General features: G+C 61.5%; 16 protein-coding genes. 4 read left to right on the plus strand and 12 right to left on the minus strand.

Annotation, left to right across the window (positions count from 1 at the left end):
* Positions 1–150 precede the first annotated feature (150 nt).
* The 6 genes from rseP to pyrH form a co-directional block, all read right to left on the minus strand.
* Complete coding sequence (gene rseP, locus RPE78_RS13175; RefSeq protein WP_406721663.1) at positions 151–1,497, minus strand: RIP metalloprotease RseP; 1,347 nt, start codon at positions 1,495–1,497, stop codon at positions 151–153.
* Between the two features lie 13 nt (positions 1,498–1,510).
* A complete protein-coding gene (gene dxr, locus RPE78_RS13180) occupies positions 1,511–2,674 on the minus strand; it encodes a 1-deoxy-D-xylulose-5-phosphate reductoisomerase (RefSeq protein ID WP_339107377.1) in 1,164 nt (387 codons plus the stop codon).
* A 3-nt stretch (positions 2,675–2,677) separates the two neighbouring features.
* The gene (locus RPE78_RS13185) at positions 2,678–3,472 is read right to left on the minus strand and encodes a phosphatidate cytidylyltransferase (protein ID WP_339107378.1); all 795 of its coding nucleotides are present in this window, start codon (positions 3,470–3,472) and stop codon (positions 2,678–2,680) included.
* Positions 3,469–4,245 carry a polyprenyl diphosphate synthase gene (uppS, locus tag RPE78_RS13190; protein WP_406720814.1) on the minus strand — a complete coding sequence of 259 codons (777 nt, stop codon included), beginning with the start codon at positions 4,243–4,245 and terminating at the stop codon, positions 3,469–3,471. Before uppS ends, RPE78_RS13185 begins: the two co-directional genes overlap by 4 nt.
* A gap of 34 nt (positions 4,246–4,279) precedes the next feature.
* Positions 4,280–4,843, minus strand: coding sequence for a ribosome recycling factor (gene frr / locus RPE78_RS13195; RefSeq protein ID WP_406720815.1), 564 nt, complete (start codon positions 4,841–4,843; stop codon positions 4,280–4,282).
* An 86-nt stretch (positions 4,844–4,929) separates the two neighbouring features.
* Positions 4,930–5,664 (minus strand): UMP kinase, encoded by a 735-nt coding sequence (gene pyrH / locus RPE78_RS13200; RefSeq protein ID WP_339107381.1) that lies wholly within the window; start codon positions 5,662–5,664, stop codon positions 4,930–4,932.
* A gap of 144 nt (positions 5,665–5,808) precedes the next feature.
* Here pyrH and miaA point away from each other — a divergent pair, with 144 nt between their 5' ends.
* A complete protein-coding gene (gene miaA / locus RPE78_RS13205) occupies positions 5,809–6,690 on the plus strand; it encodes a tRNA (adenosine(37)-N6)-dimethylallyltransferase MiaA (RefSeq protein ID WP_406721664.1) in 882 nt (293 codons plus the stop codon).
* A 97-nt stretch (positions 6,691–6,787) separates the two neighbouring features.
* Positions 6,788–7,672 (plus strand): AraC family transcriptional regulator, encoded by an 885-nt coding sequence (locus RPE78_RS13210; protein WP_406720816.1) that lies wholly within the window; start codon positions 6,788–6,790, stop codon positions 7,670–7,672.
* A gap of 281 nt (positions 7,673–7,953) precedes the next feature.
* On the opposite strand, the gene RPE78_RS13215 is transcribed toward RPE78_RS13210, so the two are convergent.
* From RPE78_RS13215 to RPE78_RS13240, 6 genes are all read right to left on the minus strand, one after another.
* The gene (locus tag RPE78_RS13215) at positions 7,954–8,151 is read right to left on the minus strand and encodes a hypothetical protein (protein ID WP_406720817.1); all 198 of its coding nucleotides are present in this window, start codon (positions 8,149–8,151) and stop codon (positions 7,954–7,956) included.
* Positions 8,152–8,348: 197 nt separating this feature from the next.
* Positions 8,349–8,690 (minus strand): DUF779 domain-containing protein, encoded by a 342-nt coding sequence (locus RPE78_RS13220; RefSeq protein ID WP_339107384.1) that lies wholly within the window; start codon positions 8,688–8,690, stop codon positions 8,349–8,351.
* A 75-nt stretch (positions 8,691–8,765) separates the two neighbouring features.
* Positions 8,766–10,295 (minus strand): aldehyde dehydrogenase, encoded by a 1,530-nt coding sequence (gene adh / locus RPE78_RS13225; protein WP_339107385.1) that lies wholly within the window; start codon positions 10,293–10,295, stop codon positions 8,766–8,768.
* Positions 10,296–10,466: 171 nt separating this feature from the next.
* Positions 10,467–11,417: a helix-turn-helix domain-containing protein gene (locus RPE78_RS13230; protein ID WP_406720818.1), complete on the minus strand. Its 951-nt coding sequence runs from the start codon at positions 11,415–11,417 to the stop codon at positions 10,467–10,469.
* A gap of 133 nt (positions 11,418–11,550) precedes the next feature.
* On the minus strand, positions 11,551–12,306 hold the full coding sequence (locus RPE78_RS13235) for an RlmE family RNA methyltransferase (RefSeq protein ID WP_339107387.1): 756 nt from the start codon (positions 12,304–12,306) through the stop codon (positions 11,551–11,553).
* A gap of 3 nt (positions 12,307–12,309) precedes the next feature.
* Positions 12,310–13,422, minus strand: coding sequence for a Ppx/GppA phosphatase family protein (locus RPE78_RS13240; protein WP_339107388.1), 1,113 nt, complete (start codon positions 13,420–13,422; stop codon positions 12,310–12,312).
* 280 nt (positions 13,423–13,702) lie between these two features.
* Between RPE78_RS13240 and queF the strand changes: the two genes are divergently transcribed.
* Together queF and RPE78_RS13250 are read left to right on the plus strand one after the other, a co-directional pair.
* Entirely contained in the window at positions 13,703–14,167 is a 465-nt protein-coding gene (gene queF, locus RPE78_RS13245; protein WP_406720819.1) for a preQ(1) synthase, read from the plus strand.
* Between the two features lie 738 nt (positions 14,168–14,905).
* On the plus strand, positions 14,906–16,210 hold the full coding sequence (locus tag RPE78_RS13250; RefSeq protein WP_339107390.1) for a DUF2927 domain-containing protein: 1,305 nt from the start codon (positions 14,906–14,908) through the stop codon (positions 16,208–16,210).
* The last annotated feature ends 35 nt before the right edge of the window (positions 16,211–16,245 follow it).

Here is a 16,245-nt window from a genome sequence, read left to right on the forward strand (position 1 = left end):
TCTCCACCCTTTCGGCAGCCTTCTTTGTTAATCTGTCGATACCGAGTCTGTGAGGGGTTGTCAAAGCGAAGAACCCCTTTGTCCAGACGGTTTTCATCAATTCGGCGCTTCGGCTGCCCCAGCGCCCGAGCCTTGGCCGGTTCCCGTCAATCAGGGGCAGAAAATGTCGTTGGACAGACCGAAGACCATCAGGCTCAGCACAGCGGCGATCCCGATCGACATCAGCACGTTCATAATGCGGTCTGAGGGCGGTTTGCCGACGATCGCCTCATAGCAATAGAACATCAGATGCCCCCCATCCAGGGCGGGGATCGGGAAGAGGTTCAGAAAGCCCACGGCGGTCGAGAGCACCGCAATGAACCAGATGAAATTCTCCAGCCCCGATTTGGCCGCCGCCGCAGAGCCCTGCGCGATGCCGATGGCCCCTTGCAGGTTGCACGAGGAAATATTGCCCGCCACCATATTGGCCAGCCCCGAGACCGATTGCGTGACGATGCCCCATGTCTGGCTTACCGCTCCGTTCAGCGCCTCGCCCAGCCGCGTCGGGCGGGTTTCGGGGGCAAAGACAAACCCGCCGGTCGCGCCAATCATCCAGCGCGTCTCGAAGCCGCCATCGGGCGCGGGAATATCGGTGCGTTTGGGGGTCAGGGCCACCTCGGTGGTCTCTTTCGTTTCCGGATGCCAGACCGTCAGCTTCAGTGTCCGGCCATTCGAACCCGCGACCGCCTGCCGCAGATCCTCGAAGGTCCAGACCGGCGTGCCGTCAATCGAGGTAACCACATCGCCCTCGCCCAGCCCTGCCGCATAAGAGGCGGATTTGGGGGTCACGCCGGTAAAGCGCGGCGGGAAAAGCTGCGGCCCGTCGAGATCGATCGTCTGGCCGTTACGGTCTACCTGCATCGGCAGCACCGGACCGGTGGGCGCCGTATCCAGCGCCTCGCTGAATGCGGGGTAATCGGGCGTGGCCTTGCCCGCAACCGACAGGATCTGGTCGCCGCTTTGCAGATCGCCCGTGCCTTCAGGCAGCTCGAACAGCGTCCCGATCACCGGCTTATCGGTGGCGGTGCCGGTGTAAAGCATCAGCCCCGCAATCACCGCGATGGACAGGATGAAGTTGAACAGCGGCCCCGCGATCACCGTCGCCGCCCGCGCCCAGAGCGGCGCGCCATGCATGGTGTGACGGCGCTCTTCGGGGCTGAGCTGCGCCATTTCCGCGTCATTGGCCTTGGCCGAGGCCGCATTGGCATCGCCCAGAAACTTGACATAGCCGCCAAAGGGAAGCGCCGCGATCTGCCAGCGTGTGCCATGCTTGTCGGTGCGCGAGATCAGACGCGGCCCGAAGCCCAGCGAGAACACCTCGGCTTTGATCCCCGACCAGCGTCCGATGATATAATGCCCGAATTCATGGATCGTGACGATGATCGACAGGGCGACCACGAAGCTCACGATCGTAAAGACGAAATTCCCCAGATCCGGCAGCAAATCCACGCGATCAATTCCTTGCTTTACGTCAGTTGGTGACTTTGGTCAGGTAATGCGACGCCAGCGCACGGGCCTCGGCATCGGTATAAGCGATGGTATCCAGACTTAGCGCCGAATTGCAAAGCCCCTGACGTGCCGACATCTCGTCCAGCACCTCTTCGACCACGGTGGCCATATCCAGAAAACCGATCCGGCCATCGATAAACCCGTCAAGCGCGATCTCTTTGGCGGCGTTGAAGGCCGCCCCCGCCGTGCCGCCGATCTCCATGACCTCATAGGCCAGCCGCAGCGCCGGATAGCGCGCGGCATCGGGCGCACGGAAGGTCAGCGCACCGAGCTTGGCCAGATCCAGACGCTCGACAGGCAGCTCGGCCCGTTCGGGCCAGTTGAGCGCATAGCCGATGGCATGGCGCATATCGGGCGCGCCCATATGCGCCATCAGCGCCCCGTCGCGAAACCCGACCAGCGCGTGCACCATACTTTCGGGATGGACAAGCACCTCGATCTTCTCGGGAGCCACGCGGAAAAACTCGCGCGTTTCGATGATTTCCAGGGCCTTGTTGAACATCGAGGCGGAATCGATGGTGATCCGCTGCCCCATATTCCAGTTCGGATGGCTGGAGGCCTGCGCCACCGTCGCGGTGGCCAGCTTTTCCATCGGCCAGTCACGGAACGCCCCGCCCGAAGCGGTGATGATAATGCGCTCGACCGCCGAGATATCCTCGCCCACCAGCGCCTGAAACACGGCAGAATGCTCGCTATCGACAGGCAGGATGCGCGCACCGTGACGCTCGGCCTCGGCCAGAAGCAAAGGCCCTGCGGTCACCAGGCTTTCCTTATTGGCCAGCGCAAGCGTGGCCCCCTGTTTCAGGGCGCGGAACCCCGGTGCAAGACCCGCAGCCCCCACGATCGCCGACATCACCCAGTCGGCAGGGCGCTCGGCAGCCTCGATCAGGGCCTGTGTACCTGCGGCGGTCTCGATGCCGGTGCCTGCAAGCGCCTCGCGCAGCGCGGGAAGACAGTCGTCATAGGCGGTCACCGCCAGTTCGGCCTTCAGCGCGATGGCCTGTTCGGCCAGACGCCGCACATTGCGCCCGCCCGTCAGCGCCACGACCTGATGATCGGATCGCTGCAAGAGATCGAAAGTGCTTTCGCCAATAGACCCCGTCGACCCGAAAACTGAAATGCGCATTGTTTAACCGGCTGCCGTCAGCGGCAGCTCTCCGAATTGTGCAAGAAGAAGAAGCACCAGCACCACGCCGATCAGCGCGTCGAAACGGTCCAGCACCCCCCCGTGACCGGGGATCAGCGACGAGCTGTCCTTGACCGCCGAGCGCCGCTTCAGCCAGCTCTCGAAAATATCGCCCAGCTGACCGGCAAAGGCCAGAAGCGGGGACATCCAGATCAGTGCGGCGCCTCCGCCCAGCTGCACAAAGCCGAAGCCGAGAACCAGCGCCCCGACCCAGCCTGCCACGGTGCCGGACCATGTTTTCTTGGGGCTGATCTTGGGCCAGAATTTCGGCCCGCCAACCATGCGGCCCACGAAATAGCCCAACACGTCGGAAACCACGACCACACAGATGATCCAGGTGATCGCCCCCACACCCTGCCCTTCACGCAGAGCCACAAGCCCGTAGCCCGTCAGCATGATCGCCAGCGCATAGCTGGTGAAAAAGCGCCGGTCGCGGCGCGGACGCCAGAGCCCCGCGATGGGCGGCAGGATCAGAAGCGGCAGGTAGAAGGGCGAATGCATGAACAGGATCAGCGCCAGCGTCCCCGCTGCGATCAGCCCCAGAAGGATGGCGCGTGTGGTGCGGTCGGGGGCCGTCATCGCCGACAGCTCCCAGATCATCAGTCCCGTCACGATGCAGCAGACGGTGGCAAAGGCCAGACCGCCCCAGCCCACCGCGACCGCGCCGATCGCCGCCATGACAATCGCGGATGCGACCCGCTTGCGCAGATCCCCCCAGCGTCCAGCCGTCTGGGTCATGCCTTCACCCCGCCAAAGCGCCGGTCGCGATTGCCGAACCGCGCCAAAATCCCTTCCAGCTCTGCCGGTGTGAAATCGGGCCAGAGTGTCTGGGTGAATTCATATTCCGCATAAGCGGCCTGCCAAGGCAGGAAATTCGAGGTACGGGTCTCGCCGGAGGTGCGGATCACCAGATCCGGATCGGGCAGCCCCGCCGTATCGAGGCGGGCCTCAAGCGTGGCCTCTGCGGCGGCTGTCAGCGCCTCCTCGGAAATCAGACCGGCAGCAAAATCCCGCGCCATCTGCGCTGCCGCACGGCCCAGTTCATGCCGTCCGCCATAATTGATCGCCACCGTCATGGTCAGGCGGTCATTATGTTTCGTGCGGTCTTCGATACTGGCCATCAGCCGCGCCAGCTTGCCATCCAGCCGCCCGCGCGCACCGATAAAGCGCATCCTGACACCAAGCGCCGAAAGCGAATCCGCCTCTTTCTCGATATAGCGCGAGAAAATGGCCATAAGGCCCAGCACTTCCTCGGTCGAGCGTTTCCAGTTCTCTGTCGAAAACGCATAGACCGTCAGGTAGCGCACGCCGAGCGAGGGGCAGATCTTGGTGATTTCCTTGATCCGTTCCGCACCGCGCCGGTGACCGGCCAGACGCGGCCAGCCCCGGTTTTTGGCCCAACGCCCGTTGCCATCCATAATGATGGCAACATGGCGTACACCGTAATCGATATCGCCACCTTGCGTCGAAGCCGACAGGTCCTTGCCCTGCTTTCGCTTGCTCAGCGCCATTTGGGCCGCCTTTCGCACTGCATTCCGTCGAGGCTCAGACCTGCATAATCTCGGCTTGCTTGCCCTCAAGCGCCTTGTCGACCATCGCCGTATATTTGTTGGTCAGTTCCTGAACTTCGCCTTCCCAGAGCTTCACATCGTCTTCCGACATGCCATTGCCCTTGGCTTTCTTGATCTGGTCCATCCCGTCGCGGCGCACGTTGCGCACGGCCACACGCGCGGATTCCGCATAGGAGGCGGCCACTTTGGTCAGCTCGCGGCGGCGTTCCTCGTTCAGCTCGGGGATCGGCAGCATGATGATGGTGCCGTTGAGCTGCGGGTTGATGCCCAGACCGGATTCGCGGATGGCCTTTTCAACCTTGCCGACCATGCCCTTGTCCCAGACATTGATGGTGACCATGCGCGGCTCGGGCACGTTGACCGTGCCAAGCTGGTTGATGGGGGTGATTTGACCATAGGCATCAACCGTGATCGGGTCGAGCATGGAGCCCGCCGCACGACCGGTGCGCAGCGAGGCAAATTCGGTTTTCAGCGCGCCCATTGCGCCTTCCATGCGGCGCTCCAGATCATCGGTGTCGATTTCGAAATCGTCAGACATGTCGTCTCCGTCTGCTTCTTTGTCTTGCTTGAACAGTATCTAGCGCGCAATCACGCAAATGTATAGGCCGCGCGGGTGCGGGCGGGTCAGCCCTGCACGCGCGTATAGGTCCCCTGACCTGCCAGTATCCCCTTGAAGCCGCCCGGCTCGTCCAGCGGGAAGACGATAATCGGCAGGTTATTGTCGCGTGCCAGCGCAATCGCCGAGGCATCCATCACCTTGAGGTTCTTTTGCAGCACCTCGTCATAGGTCACATGGTCATAGCGCTTGGCATCGTCGAATTTCTTCGGATCTTTGTCATAGACCCCGTCGACCCCGTTCTTGCCCATGAAGATGGCTTCGCAGTTCATCTCGTTGGCGCGCAGCGTCGCGGCGGTATCGGTGGTGAAATAGGGGTTGCCGGTGCCTGCCGCGAAAATGCAGATGCGTTTTTTCTCGAGGTGGCGCACGGCACGGCGGCGGATATAGGGCTCGCAGACCTCATCCATCGGGATGGCCGAGATCACACGGGTATGGATGCCAAGCGCCTCAAGCTGCGCCTGCATGCCAAGCGCGTTCATCACGGTGGCCAGCATCCCCATATAGTCGGCGGTGGTGCGCTCCATGCCTTGGGCCGAGCCTGCCAGACCGCGGAAAATATTGCCGCCGCCAATCACCATGCAGATCTCGACGCCCAGATCATGGACGGATTTCACTTCGCTGGCGATACGGGCAACGGTTGGCGGGTGCAGGCCGTAGCCTTGGTCGCCCATCAGGGCTTCCCCCGAGATTTTCAAGAGGACACGTTTATACTTCGCTGCCGGGTGTTGGTCCGCAGACATCTCGGGTTCCTCATTTGTCAGTTGTCATCGGGGCGCAAAATGTCGCAAATGCGCGTCGGGTTCAACTCGGGAAATGCGCCGAATGGCGGTTTCGGCGATATTTGGTAACATCCGACTTGAGGTAACTTCGTGCAGACGGGCGATATCGTGGAAAATCTTGAAGAAAATCGTCCCGTTGTGATTGGCGGCGCGACTGCGAGCGGAAAATCGGCGCTGGCGATCGCGATTGCCAAGGCGCAAGGGGGCGTGGTGGTGAATGCCGATGCGCTTCAGGTCTGGTCCTGCTGGCGCGTGTTATCGGCCCGCCCGAGCCCCGCAGAAGAGGCCGAGGCCCCTCACCTGCTTTACGGCCATAGGACACCGGGAGAAAACTACTCGGTCGGGCACTGGTTGCGGGAGGTGGCGCAGATCCTTGACGCGCATCGTGCGGGCGGGCCGCGCCCGATCATCGTTGGCGGCACGGGCCTTTATCTGAGCGCGCTGACCGAGGGGCTGGCCGATATTCCCGCAACGCCGGAGGCCATCCGGCTTGAAGCCAACCAGCGGCGCGCAACCGAAGGCGCCGAAGCCCTTCTGGCCGAGCTGGACCCCGCCACTGCCGCCCGCATCGATACGCTCAACCCGATGCGCATCCAGCGCGCATGGGAGGTGCAGCGCAGCACAGGGCGCGGACTGGCCGCGTGGCAGGATGACACCCCGCCGCCTCTGCTGCCGCGTGATCAGGCCCATTGTCTGGTGATCGAGGCCGATCGCGACTGGCTTGCCAAGCGGATCGACCGCCGGTTCGATCTGATGCTGGAACAGGGCGCAATCGACGAGGCCCGCGCCGTGCTGCCCTATTGGGACCCGCAGGCGCTCTGGGCCAAAGCCATCGGTGCGCCCGAACTGGTGGAACATCTGCTGAGTCGCATGACGCTAGAGGAGGCGCGCACACTGGCGCAGGCGGCCTCGCGCCAATATGCCAAACGTCAGCGCACATGGTTTCGTAGCCGGATGAAGCTCTGGCACAAGATACCGCGCCCCTGACCGCCCAGCCCTGGCGAAATGCAAAAAACGCTTGGTCAAAGCGCGACACCGGTCTTAGTCTTCCAGACGGGGTGTATCCGAGTGCTCGGAGTTTGTTATGGCAATTTTTTCTGCAAGGCCGTTTTCTGCAACCGGACGTTCTTTACCGATTGCCCCCCCAGATGTCCGCTCTCCCCCGCTCTCCGGCACATCCTCTGCGCCGCCGCCCTACCGGCTGGAGCCCATCGCGCATCTGTCGCAGGCCGGACGCTGGCGGATGGAGGCCCTGCGCGCCCTGTCCGAACCCTGCCTTTACTGGATCACCCGCGGTCAGGGCCGTGTGACAATCGGCGGCATCCAACGAGGCTATGGGGCCCATAACGCGCTTTATCTGCCAGCCGGTATCATGCATGGGCTGGAAATCAGCAATACAACACAAGGGCTTGCACTGTTTCTCGGGCAAGATCACGACCCCTCCTTTCCGGCGCATCCCCACCACCTGCGTATACGCGACCTTCAGGACCAGAGCGAACTGACGGGCCTGCTGGACAATCTCGGGCGCGAGACCTGCTCTACCAGACCCGCCGCACCCCGCGCCGCCCAGCATTATCTCGGCCTGCTATCGGTCTGGCTGGAGCGTCAGATCGCGCTGTCACCGCGCGACGATCTGCGCGGTAAGGCCACGCGGCAACTGGTCAACCGTTTCACCGCCCTTGTGGAGCGCGACTTCCGCGCGACCCAAAGCGTTTCGGATTACGCGATGAAGCTGCGGGTCACGCCCACCCATCTGTCGCGTGCCTGCCGTGATGCCTGTGGCCGTCCGGCTTCGGATCTGCTGCAGGAGCGGCGGCTTTACGAGGCCCGCAAACTGCTGCACGATACCGACATGCCCATCAAGGACATCGCCGCGCGGCTGGGGTTCCGCAGCCAGACCTATTTCGCGCGCAGTTTCCATAGCCAGACCGGGAGCACGCCCAGTCATTTCCGGCAGACAAGGCCCTGACACCTCGGCCATTTTGCCCTCGGGCATAGCGCAGAGCAATGAGCCAGCCCTCACGTATTGCGCCCTTCAACGCGCTTGACCGGATATCACTCCGGTGGCGATAGAGAGTGAAACGGCTGCCCCCGCCCTTGGCAGTTCTCTTTGGTGAACACCTTGCAAAAAGGCTCTGCCAAGGCGTTCCCCTGCCCGCCCGACCCTTTCAGGGGGGCATGTTCAACGGAGACATGGCTCCAGAAAGGACCGGAAACACCACGCCCCTAGGGGCGCAGGTCTCGCGTGACTTAGCGTTTCGTGCCCATGCCCAGCCCTAGCCCCTGCTGTATCAGCCCCAACTCAAGGCTGATCTTGCGGCGCTGCGCGTCGACATGCAGCTCTGTCGCCTGAATACGGCGGGTATGATGGGTAATCTGGCGCAAAGCGCGGCCATGATCGTCATGGGAACGGATCTCGCGATCCACACAGGATCGGTCATCCTCCAAGACAGGATCTGTCGCACTCTCCCGCGACAAGATACGGGACTGGTACATACACACTTCCTCCCTACTGCAAGCCAGTTTCGACTGGTTACAGTCAGGAGGTTACATGAAACAGTTAACAAGCATTTAACAGTTTTCAGCCAAACCCCGTTATAACGAAAACTTACTTTCGCCAAACGTGCATTTCCGGGCCGCGCTGCCTACTCTTCGGGCAGGCGACAGATATCGGAGCGCGTCAGAAACCGCATCGGGCGCCCGTTATCAAGGCTGAACTGGCCGCCACCCAGACCGGGGATCGCATCGATGATCAGATCCGTATGCTTCCAGCCCTCGTATTGACTGCCGGACATGTAAACGGGCATTCCGCCGATCTCGCCCAGCTTCACGTCATTCTCGCCAAGCCGGAACTCGCCCTGCGGATAGCACATTGGCGCAGAGCCATCACAGCACCCGCCGGATTGGTGAAACAGAACCGGACCATGCTCGGCCACGATCTCCGCCAAAAGCGTCAGGGCGGGTTCGGTTGCGCTGACCTGTGTCATGCTCTTTCCCTTCTTGGCAGACCGCCCGACCCTCGCGGGCCGGGCGATCCGGAACATTTTACCCTCAAGCGGCGCTTAGAAGAAGCCCAGCTTGTTCGGGTTGTAGCTGACCAGCATGTTCTTGGTCTGCTGGTAGTGGTCGAGCATCATCTTGTGGGTCTCGCGGCCGATACCGGACTGCTTGTAGCCACCGAAGGCCGCATGCGCCGGATAGGCGTGGTAGTTATTGACCCAGACGCGGCCCGCTTGGATGTTGCGACCGAAGCGGTAGCAGGTGTTCGCATCGCGCGACCAGACGCCCGCACCCAGACCGAAGAGCGTGTCATTGGCGATTTCAAGCGCCTCATTGGCATCCTTGAAGGTGGTCACCGAGACAACCGGCCCGAAGATCTCTTCCTGGAAGACGCGCATCTTGTTGTGACCGCGCAGAATGGTCGGCTGGATGTAGTAGCCATTGGCCAGCTCGCCCGACATTTCTGCCGCCGCACCGCCGGTCAGCACTTCCGCGCCTTCCTTACGACCGATATCCATATAGGACAGGATCTTCTCTTTCTGCTCGGCCGAAGCCTGCGCACCGATCATGGTCGCCGCATCACGCGGGTCGCCCTGGATGATCGCCTGGGTGCGCTTGATGGCGCGCTCCATGAACTGCTCGTAGATGTCTTCCTGGATCAGCGCACGCGACGGGCAGGTGCAGACCTCGCCTTGGTTCAGCGCGAAGAGAACGAAGCCCTCGATCGCCTTGTCGAAGAAAGCGTCATCTTCGCGGCAGACGTCGGAGAAGAAGATGTTCGGCGATTTGCCGCCCAGCTCCAGCGTCACCGGAATGAGGTTTTCCGACGCATATTGCATGATCAGACGGCCGGTGGTGGTTTCACCGGTGAAGGCGATCTTCGAGATACGCTTGGACGAGGCCAGCGGCTTACCGGCTTCGAGGCCGAACCCGTTGACGATGTTCAGCACGCCCGGCGGAAGGATGTCGGCGACCAGTTCCGCGAAGACCATGATGGTCGCGGGGGTCTGCTCTGCCGGCTTCAGAACGATACAGTTACCTGCCGCCAGTGCCGGTGCCATTTTCCATGCCGCCATCAGCAGCGGGAAGTTCCACGGGATGATCTGGCCGACAACGCCCAGCGGCTCGTGGAAGTGATAGGCCACGGTGTCCTCGTCGATCTCGGACATGGTGCCTTCCTGGCTGCGCAGGACGCCTGCGAAGTAGCGGAAGTGGTCGATGGCCAGCGGAACGTCTGCCGCGCGGGTTTCACGGATCGGCTTGCCGTTATCCCAGGTCTCTGCCGTTGCCAGCAGTTCGAGATTGGCTTCCATGCGGTCCGCGATGGCCAGCAGGACAGCGGCGCGTTGTGCGGGCGAGGTTTTGTGACCCCAAGCCTCTTTTGCGGCATGGGCGGCATCAAGCGCGTCATCGACGTCCGAAGCGTCGGAGCGGGCGATCTCGCCGATCACACCGCCGGTGAGGGGCGTGATATTCTCGAAATAACGGCCCGCATTCGGAGCTTTGAACTGACCGTTGATGAAGTTGTCATAACGCTGACGGAAAGGCGAAACCATCACGCCTTTGAATTCGGATGCCAGATCATTGGCCATTTTTGTCTCCTCCCAAAGAACTCCGGCATATGCGCCGGTCTGGATGTATCTTTACAACAAACAACCGCTTTGCATAGGCGCTATGCATAGGAAGAAAGTCGTAGATGTCTCACAGGTGAGACAGCCCGCCTTCTGCCCGCCGTCAGACACGCGGTTAGACACGCGGCCGCGTCAGACCTTCAGGCCCAGAAATTTTGCCTTGCGATAAAAGGTTGCGCGCCCGATCCCCAAGGCACGGGCGGCAGCGGTCACATTGCCCCCGCTGCGCGCCAGAGCACGCGACATCTCGGCCCGCTGGGCGGCATCCAGCCCCTGTTTGGGGGCCAGATCCAGCAGATCGGCGGCGGGAATCGTCCCCAGCACACCGCAGTTCAGGTTCAGCCTGCGCCGTGCCGCGCGGGTTGCCCCAACCACCAGATCATCGCGGTCAAGCGCCAGCAACGCCACGCTCTGGCCACCGCTTTCCTCTTCGGCCAGCGACACGATCCGCGCATCGGAATATTGCGACCGGAACAGCGCCGTCTCGATTCGCTGCGCGGTGTCCTGAACGCTGACCGCCAGCAGCCGCGCATAAGAGGCATCCAGATCCAGACGCGCGGAGCTGACATCGATCACCCCCGACAGCAGCCCGCTCGGTCCGAAAATCGGGGCCCCGCTACAGCACAGCACGGTATTGCTCTCGCGGAAATGATCCTCCCGCCAGATCGTGACGGGGCGTTCCTCGGCCACACAGGTGCCGATGCCATTGGTGCCTTCGGCCTGCTCCGACCAATCGGTGCCGGTGACCAGATTGCAGGACTGAAACCCGTCGATATCGGCGCTGCGGATACGTTCATCCAGCACGACACCATGCGCATCCGACAGAAAGACACTACAACCGCTATCGGCCACGGTCGCGGCGAGCCGGTCCAGATGCGAGGCCGCCAGCCGGATCATCGGGCCGACGATCTCCTGCCGGTCACGAATCTCGTTGGATGTCAGGCGCTCGCGGCCCGGTGCAACCGAAGGGTCCAGTTTGTGGTGAATAAACGAACGGCGCCAGCTTGCAGCGACGCCCGAACGTCCTGCCGCAGAATTCGACGCAATCACAGCCTGAATACGATCGCTATGACGGTCTTTCATGGACTCTTGCATAATACGCAAATTGAAAAGCCTCCCCTCTCTTCCCTGCACAAGCGAAGGATAGGCCGGAAGCGCTTTTCAATGCAAACGCTGTCTGAGCGATGGGCGCCGCTCAGACCCGAAGTCAAGGAGATCAAAGCTCTCCGTCTTCGTCATCCTCGCCTTCATGGCGCTTGCCGCGGAAGCCTTGCGCCACCACGAACTTCTCCGAACTATCCGAGCGGGACGCCGGAGGTTTGACATTGGCAACCTTCGTAAAATTCTTTTTCAAGATGGTCAGCAATTCGTTTTCTGCCCCACCTGCCAAGACCTTAGCCACAAAGGTGCCGCCCTCTTCCAGCACATCGAAGGCAAAATAGGCGGCCGCTTCGCATAAGGCGATGATGCGCAGGTGGTCGGTGTTCTGGTGCCCCGATGAAGCCGCCGCCATATCGGACATCACCACATGGGCCGTCCCGCCCAGCCACGCCTTCACCTTATCGTCAGCACCCTCGGAAAGGAAATCCAGCTGGTGCACTTCGGCCCCCGCAATCGCATCGACCTCCTGCAGATCGACGCCCAGAACGGTGCCCACCTTCTTGCCCGATTTCTCGCCAAGCGCGTTCACACGCTTGACCGCCACCTGACACCAGCCCCCCGGCGCACAGCCAAGGTCAACCACCCGCGCCCCCGGCACGAGGAAGCGGTATTTGTCATCAAGCTCGAGGATCTTGAACGCCGCCCGCCCGCGATAGCCTTCCTTGCGCGCCCGCGCGACATAGGGGTCGTTCAACTGGCGCTCAAGCCAGAGCGTCGAACTCAGCTTGCGGCCCTTTGCCGTTTTGACCCGCACGCGCAGATCGCGCTGGCCCCGACCCGAGGTGTTCTTGCCCGTAGGTGTCTTGACCATACTCTACTCCAGTTCTTCAAGGACGCCATCGGCGGCCATCTGTGCATATAACAGGCCCTCGCGCAGGCCACGGTCGGCCACGGAAAGCTGGTTGGTGGGCCAGACCCGCATCAGGGCCTGCAGGATTGCCGCCCCCGACATGATCAACGAATGACGGTCCCGCCCGATGCGCGGGTCAAGCCGCCGCCCGTCAGGCCCAAGCCGCAGGAAGGACCGGATCACCCCGTCAATCTCCGAGGTGTTCATCATCAGCCCGTCAACCCGATTGCGGTCATAGCGACGCAGGCCCAGATGGCAAGCAGCAACCGTGGTGACCGTGCCCGAGGTGCCGATAATCTGGAAGCCTTCCTGCGGGCTGCCCGAGGCATAGGGCGTGAAATCGGCAAGCTTTTCCTCGAAGAACCAGCTCATAAGGGCAAAGCGCGCCGCATCATCCTCGACATCGCCATATTGGTCCTTCAGCGTGGCCACCCCCAAAGGCACCGAAATCCAGTCGACCACCCGCGCGGCAGGCCCCGGCATGTTGCTTTGGTCAAATCCGTTCGCCAGCCGCATGATGGCCCGCGCCCGATCTCCGGGCGGGACATCCTCGAGGTCGATCCACACGAGTTCCGTCGAGCCGCCCCCGATATCGACCACCAGCACCTGCTCGGTATTGGGCCGCACCAAAGACCCGCAAGAAATCACCGCAAGGCGGGCCTCTTCTTCCGCCGGAATGATCTCCAGCGGCAGGCCGGTCTCGCGCCGGACATAGCGGATGAAGTCACGCGCGTTGCGGGCACGGCGGCAGGCCTCGGTGGCCACCAACCGCATTCGCTTGACGCGGTGTTTCTCGATCTTGCGGCGGCAGATCTGCAACGCCTGCACCGTTCGCGCCATCGCAGAGCGCGACAGCCGACCCGAGGCTTCCAGCCCCTGACCGAGTTGGACAGCTTTCGAGAAGCTGTCGACCACATGGAACTGAGAGCCCTTCGGACGGGCAATCAGCATGCGGCAGCTATTGGTGCCCAGATCCAGCGCAGCATAAAGCTCGTTGGAGTCTGGACTCGGGCGCACGGGGTGCTCTACCGATATATTCGGGAACGCGCCCGCAGCCCTGGGACGCTTGGGCGTCATGGTCACGCCCTCCGATTTCAAGTTGCCTCCAATCTATCCACTCCCCTCCGGAGTATCAAGAGAGCCAAAGCAAATCCGCCCCGCGAATAGCCAGACCGTCCACACCTGAAATGACACTGGCTACGGCCCCGAATGCGGCAGTGGCCTGTCCGGCTCCGGATCTCTTGCGTGATCCTCTGGCGCGATCCGCGGGTCCGCGCATCGAATCACGAATAGGCCGCGCTGCGATATTCCCATTCAGCCGCCCATCCCGTAGAAAAAGACCAACAGGAGATCTAACATGACCGAAGACATCTATAGCCATCTCACACAGCTCGGCGGCGAGACCAAGCTGCCGCTCTCGCCCGATCAGGCGGTTCTGGAACGCGTGCCCAACCCACATCCCGGCACGCGCTATACCGTGCGCTTTGTCACCCCCGAATTCACCTCGCTCTGCCCGATGACAGGGCAGCCCGATTTCGCGCATCTGGTGATCGACTATATTCCCCGCGACTGGCTGGTAGAGTCGAAATCGCTCAAGCTCTTTCTGGGATCGTTCCGCAATCATGGCGATTTCCACGAAGCCTGCACCGTCGGCATCGGCAAGCGCCTTGCCGAAACACTGGACCCCGAATGGTTGCGCATTGGTGGCTACTGGTATCCGCGCGGCGGCATTCCGATTGACGTCTTCTTCCAGACCGGCCCCCAGCCCGAGGGCGTCTGGATCCCCGATCAGGGCGTTCCGCCCTATCGTGGCCGCGGCTGAGCAGGCTTTCACAGTGAGAAAGAACGCGCCCCCTTTCGGGCGCGTTTTTGTTTGCGCAAACGATCCGCAGGCACCGCTTGACTTCCGGCCCCTAGGGAAACTAAACCTTTAATTGCATTTTAACGGGAAAGATCAACTCACAATAAGCATGTTTATAATACCGTAACCGATATGCGCGATCTTCTCCTTACGTAAAGCGTTCCGGCGTCGCTCTTCACCCCATTACGCGATCCGTCGAAGCGCTCTCATTCCCGCCCGCACTTGATGGCAGCCTGTTCGGGCGGGAATGAACGTCTTGATTCTGAAGGCCCATCAGGAACGTAAACGGAACATTTTGAGCTTGCTCAGAAAACGGTCAGCCTACATCCCGTGAAAAAGCGGAAATCTATGGCTCTGATCGTTAAATATTAGCTTAAGTTTGAGAAACAAACCGTTGAATTGCCAAGATTTCACCCAAGGATCAAAGGGCTTTATGGCGGGAATGTGACCAAAACCCTCGATTTCAGGGGCATCATCGGAAAAGATGGTCTCATTGCGGCAAAATGAAGATGCGACCGACGGATTTCGTCCAAATTTGCCTTAAAGTTTATACAATCGTAAACCAAACGTTTACTCACGAAGATGCACGTTTTAGCGTGTAGTGGGGTAAAATAACTGGGGGAACGCACTGCCATGCGGTTCCAATTTCTGCGTAATGCAGTGAGACACGAGGGGTCGTGTCCACTGCGCTCATTGGCTATGCCCAAGAGCAACTTTACAAAACGTGTTCTAGCGGGTCTGACCGCTGGCACGACGGCTGCGCTTCTTTCGGGATGCACGGTCGATCACCCGAAAGTCACGCCATCCGCGCGGGCTTCAACTGCCGCATTTGCGGCCTCGCATGATGACCTGTCACGACAGGTCGCGCCGCGTGTGTCATCCAGCAATATGGCCAGCAACAGCCAGCTTGCCACCGATTTCCTCGAACTCGGGTTCGAGCTTGAATCGGGGCGGCCTCTGGCACAGTTCACGCGTTTCGAGGGGCCGATTTCGGTGGTTCTCACCGGCAAGGTTCCCGCGCGAGCGCCCAGCGAGCTGGGCACGCTGATCTCGCGGCTGCAACGCGAAGCGGGCATACCGATTTCGGCTAAAACCGGTAATTCCAACAGGATAACGGTCGAATTTGTGCCACGACGCGAGATGCGCAGCCTGGTGCCAAGTGTCGCCTGTTTCGTGACGCCCAATGTCACCTCCTGGGAGGAATACCGCAAAACGCGGCGTTCCGCGGTCTCGGACTGGACGCGCGTGAAGCAGCGGACCCGTGCGGCGGTGTTCATTCCGGCAGATGTGTCCGCGCAAGAGCTGCATGACTGCCTGAACGAGGAAATCAGTCAGGGGCTCGGGCCGCTGAACGATCTGTATCGCATTCCGGATTCGGTCTGGAATGATGATAACTTCGTCTCCACCCTCACCCGTCATGACATGACGATCCTGCGGGCCTGGTATGATCCGGCACTGCATTCGGGCATGAGCCAGCCCGAAGTCATGGCGGCGCTGCCCGCTGTGCTGTCGCGGATCAATCCCTCGGGCGGGCAGTTCAGCCGCGTGTTGTCGGACCCGACACCGCGCAGCTACGAGGATGCCGTGAACCGCGCGATGGCCTCGGGCGGGGCCGGTCGCCGGCAGGCGGCGGCGCGGCAGGCGATCCAGATCGCGGCGGCGCAGGGCTGGACGGATACCCGCATGGGGTTTGCATGGTATCTTCTGGGACGGCTGTCGCCCAATGATCCCAATCAGGCGCTTCAGGCCTATCTGAAAGCCAGCGAATATTTTGCGATCACGCCACGGGCCTATATGCAGACAGCGCATACCGATATGCAGCTTGCGACCTTTGCGCTGGGGTCCGGACGCGCCGATCAGGCCATCCGCCTCAGCACACGCGGATTGCAGAATTCCAGCGCTTCGGGCAACGGAAAGCTGGCCTACGAGCTGCAAACGATCCGCAAGCAGGCGCAAAAAACGCTGGGACAGAGCGGCGGCGCGATGATGGCTTTCGCGGAATGATCCCGACGGGGCCGCTGCATTTTCCTGTAGCGGCC

Origin of the sequence: Thioclava litoralis (assembly GCF_045278885.1) — a bacterium.
Taxonomy (GTDB): Bacteria; Pseudomonadota; Alphaproteobacteria; order Rhodobacterales; family Rhodobacteraceae; genus Thioclava; species Thioclava litoralis.

Bases quoted from the DNA above. Each gene is read 5' to 3' on its own strand.
- dxr (WP_339107377.1), bottom strand. From the start codon at position 2,674: ATGCGCATTTCAGTTTTCGGGTCGACGGGGTCTATTGGCGAAAGCACT.
- RPE78_RS13185 (WP_339107378.1), bottom strand. From the start codon at position 3,472: ATGACCCAGACGGCTGGACGCTGGGGGGATCTGCGCAAGCGGGTCGCA.
- uppS (WP_406720814.1), bottom strand. From the start codon at position 4,245: ATGGCGCTGAGCAAGCGAAAGCAGGGCAAGGACCTGTCGGCTTCGACG.
- frr (WP_406720815.1), bottom strand. From the start codon at position 4,843: ATGTCTGACGATTTCGAAATCGACACCGATGATCTGGAGCGCCGCATG.
- pyrH (WP_339107381.1), bottom strand. From the start codon at position 5,664: ATGTCTGCGGACCAACACCCGGCAGCGAAGTATAAACGTGTCCTCTTG.
- RPE78_RS13210 (WP_406720816.1), top strand. From the start codon at position 6,788: ATGGCAATTTTTTCTGCAAGGCCGTTTTCTGCAACCGGACGTTCTTTA.
- RPE78_RS13220 (WP_339107384.1), bottom strand. From the start codon at position 8,690: ATGACACAGGTCAGCGCAACCGAACCCGCCCTGACGCTTTTGGCGGAG.
- adh (WP_339107385.1), bottom strand. From the start codon at position 10,295: ATGGCCAATGATCTGGCATCCGAATTCAAAGGCGTGATGGTTTCGCCT.
- RPE78_RS13230 (WP_406720818.1), bottom strand. From the start codon at position 11,417: ATGAAAGACCGTCATAGCGATCGTATTCAGGCTGTGATTGCGTCGAAT.
- RPE78_RS13235 (WP_339107387.1), bottom strand. From the start codon at position 12,306: ATGGTCAAGACACCTACGGGCAAGAACACCTCGGGTCGGGGCCAGCGC.
- RPE78_RS13240 (WP_339107388.1), bottom strand. From the start codon at position 13,422: ATGACGCCCAAGCGTCCCAGGGCTGCGGGCGCGTTCCCGAATATATCG.
- queF (WP_406720819.1), top strand. From the start codon at position 13,703: ATGACCGAAGACATCTATAGCCATCTCACACAGCTCGGCGGCGAGACC.
- RPE78_RS13250 (WP_339107390.1), top strand. From the start codon at position 14,906: ATGCCCAAGAGCAACTTTACAAAACGTGTTCTAGCGGGTCTGACCGCT.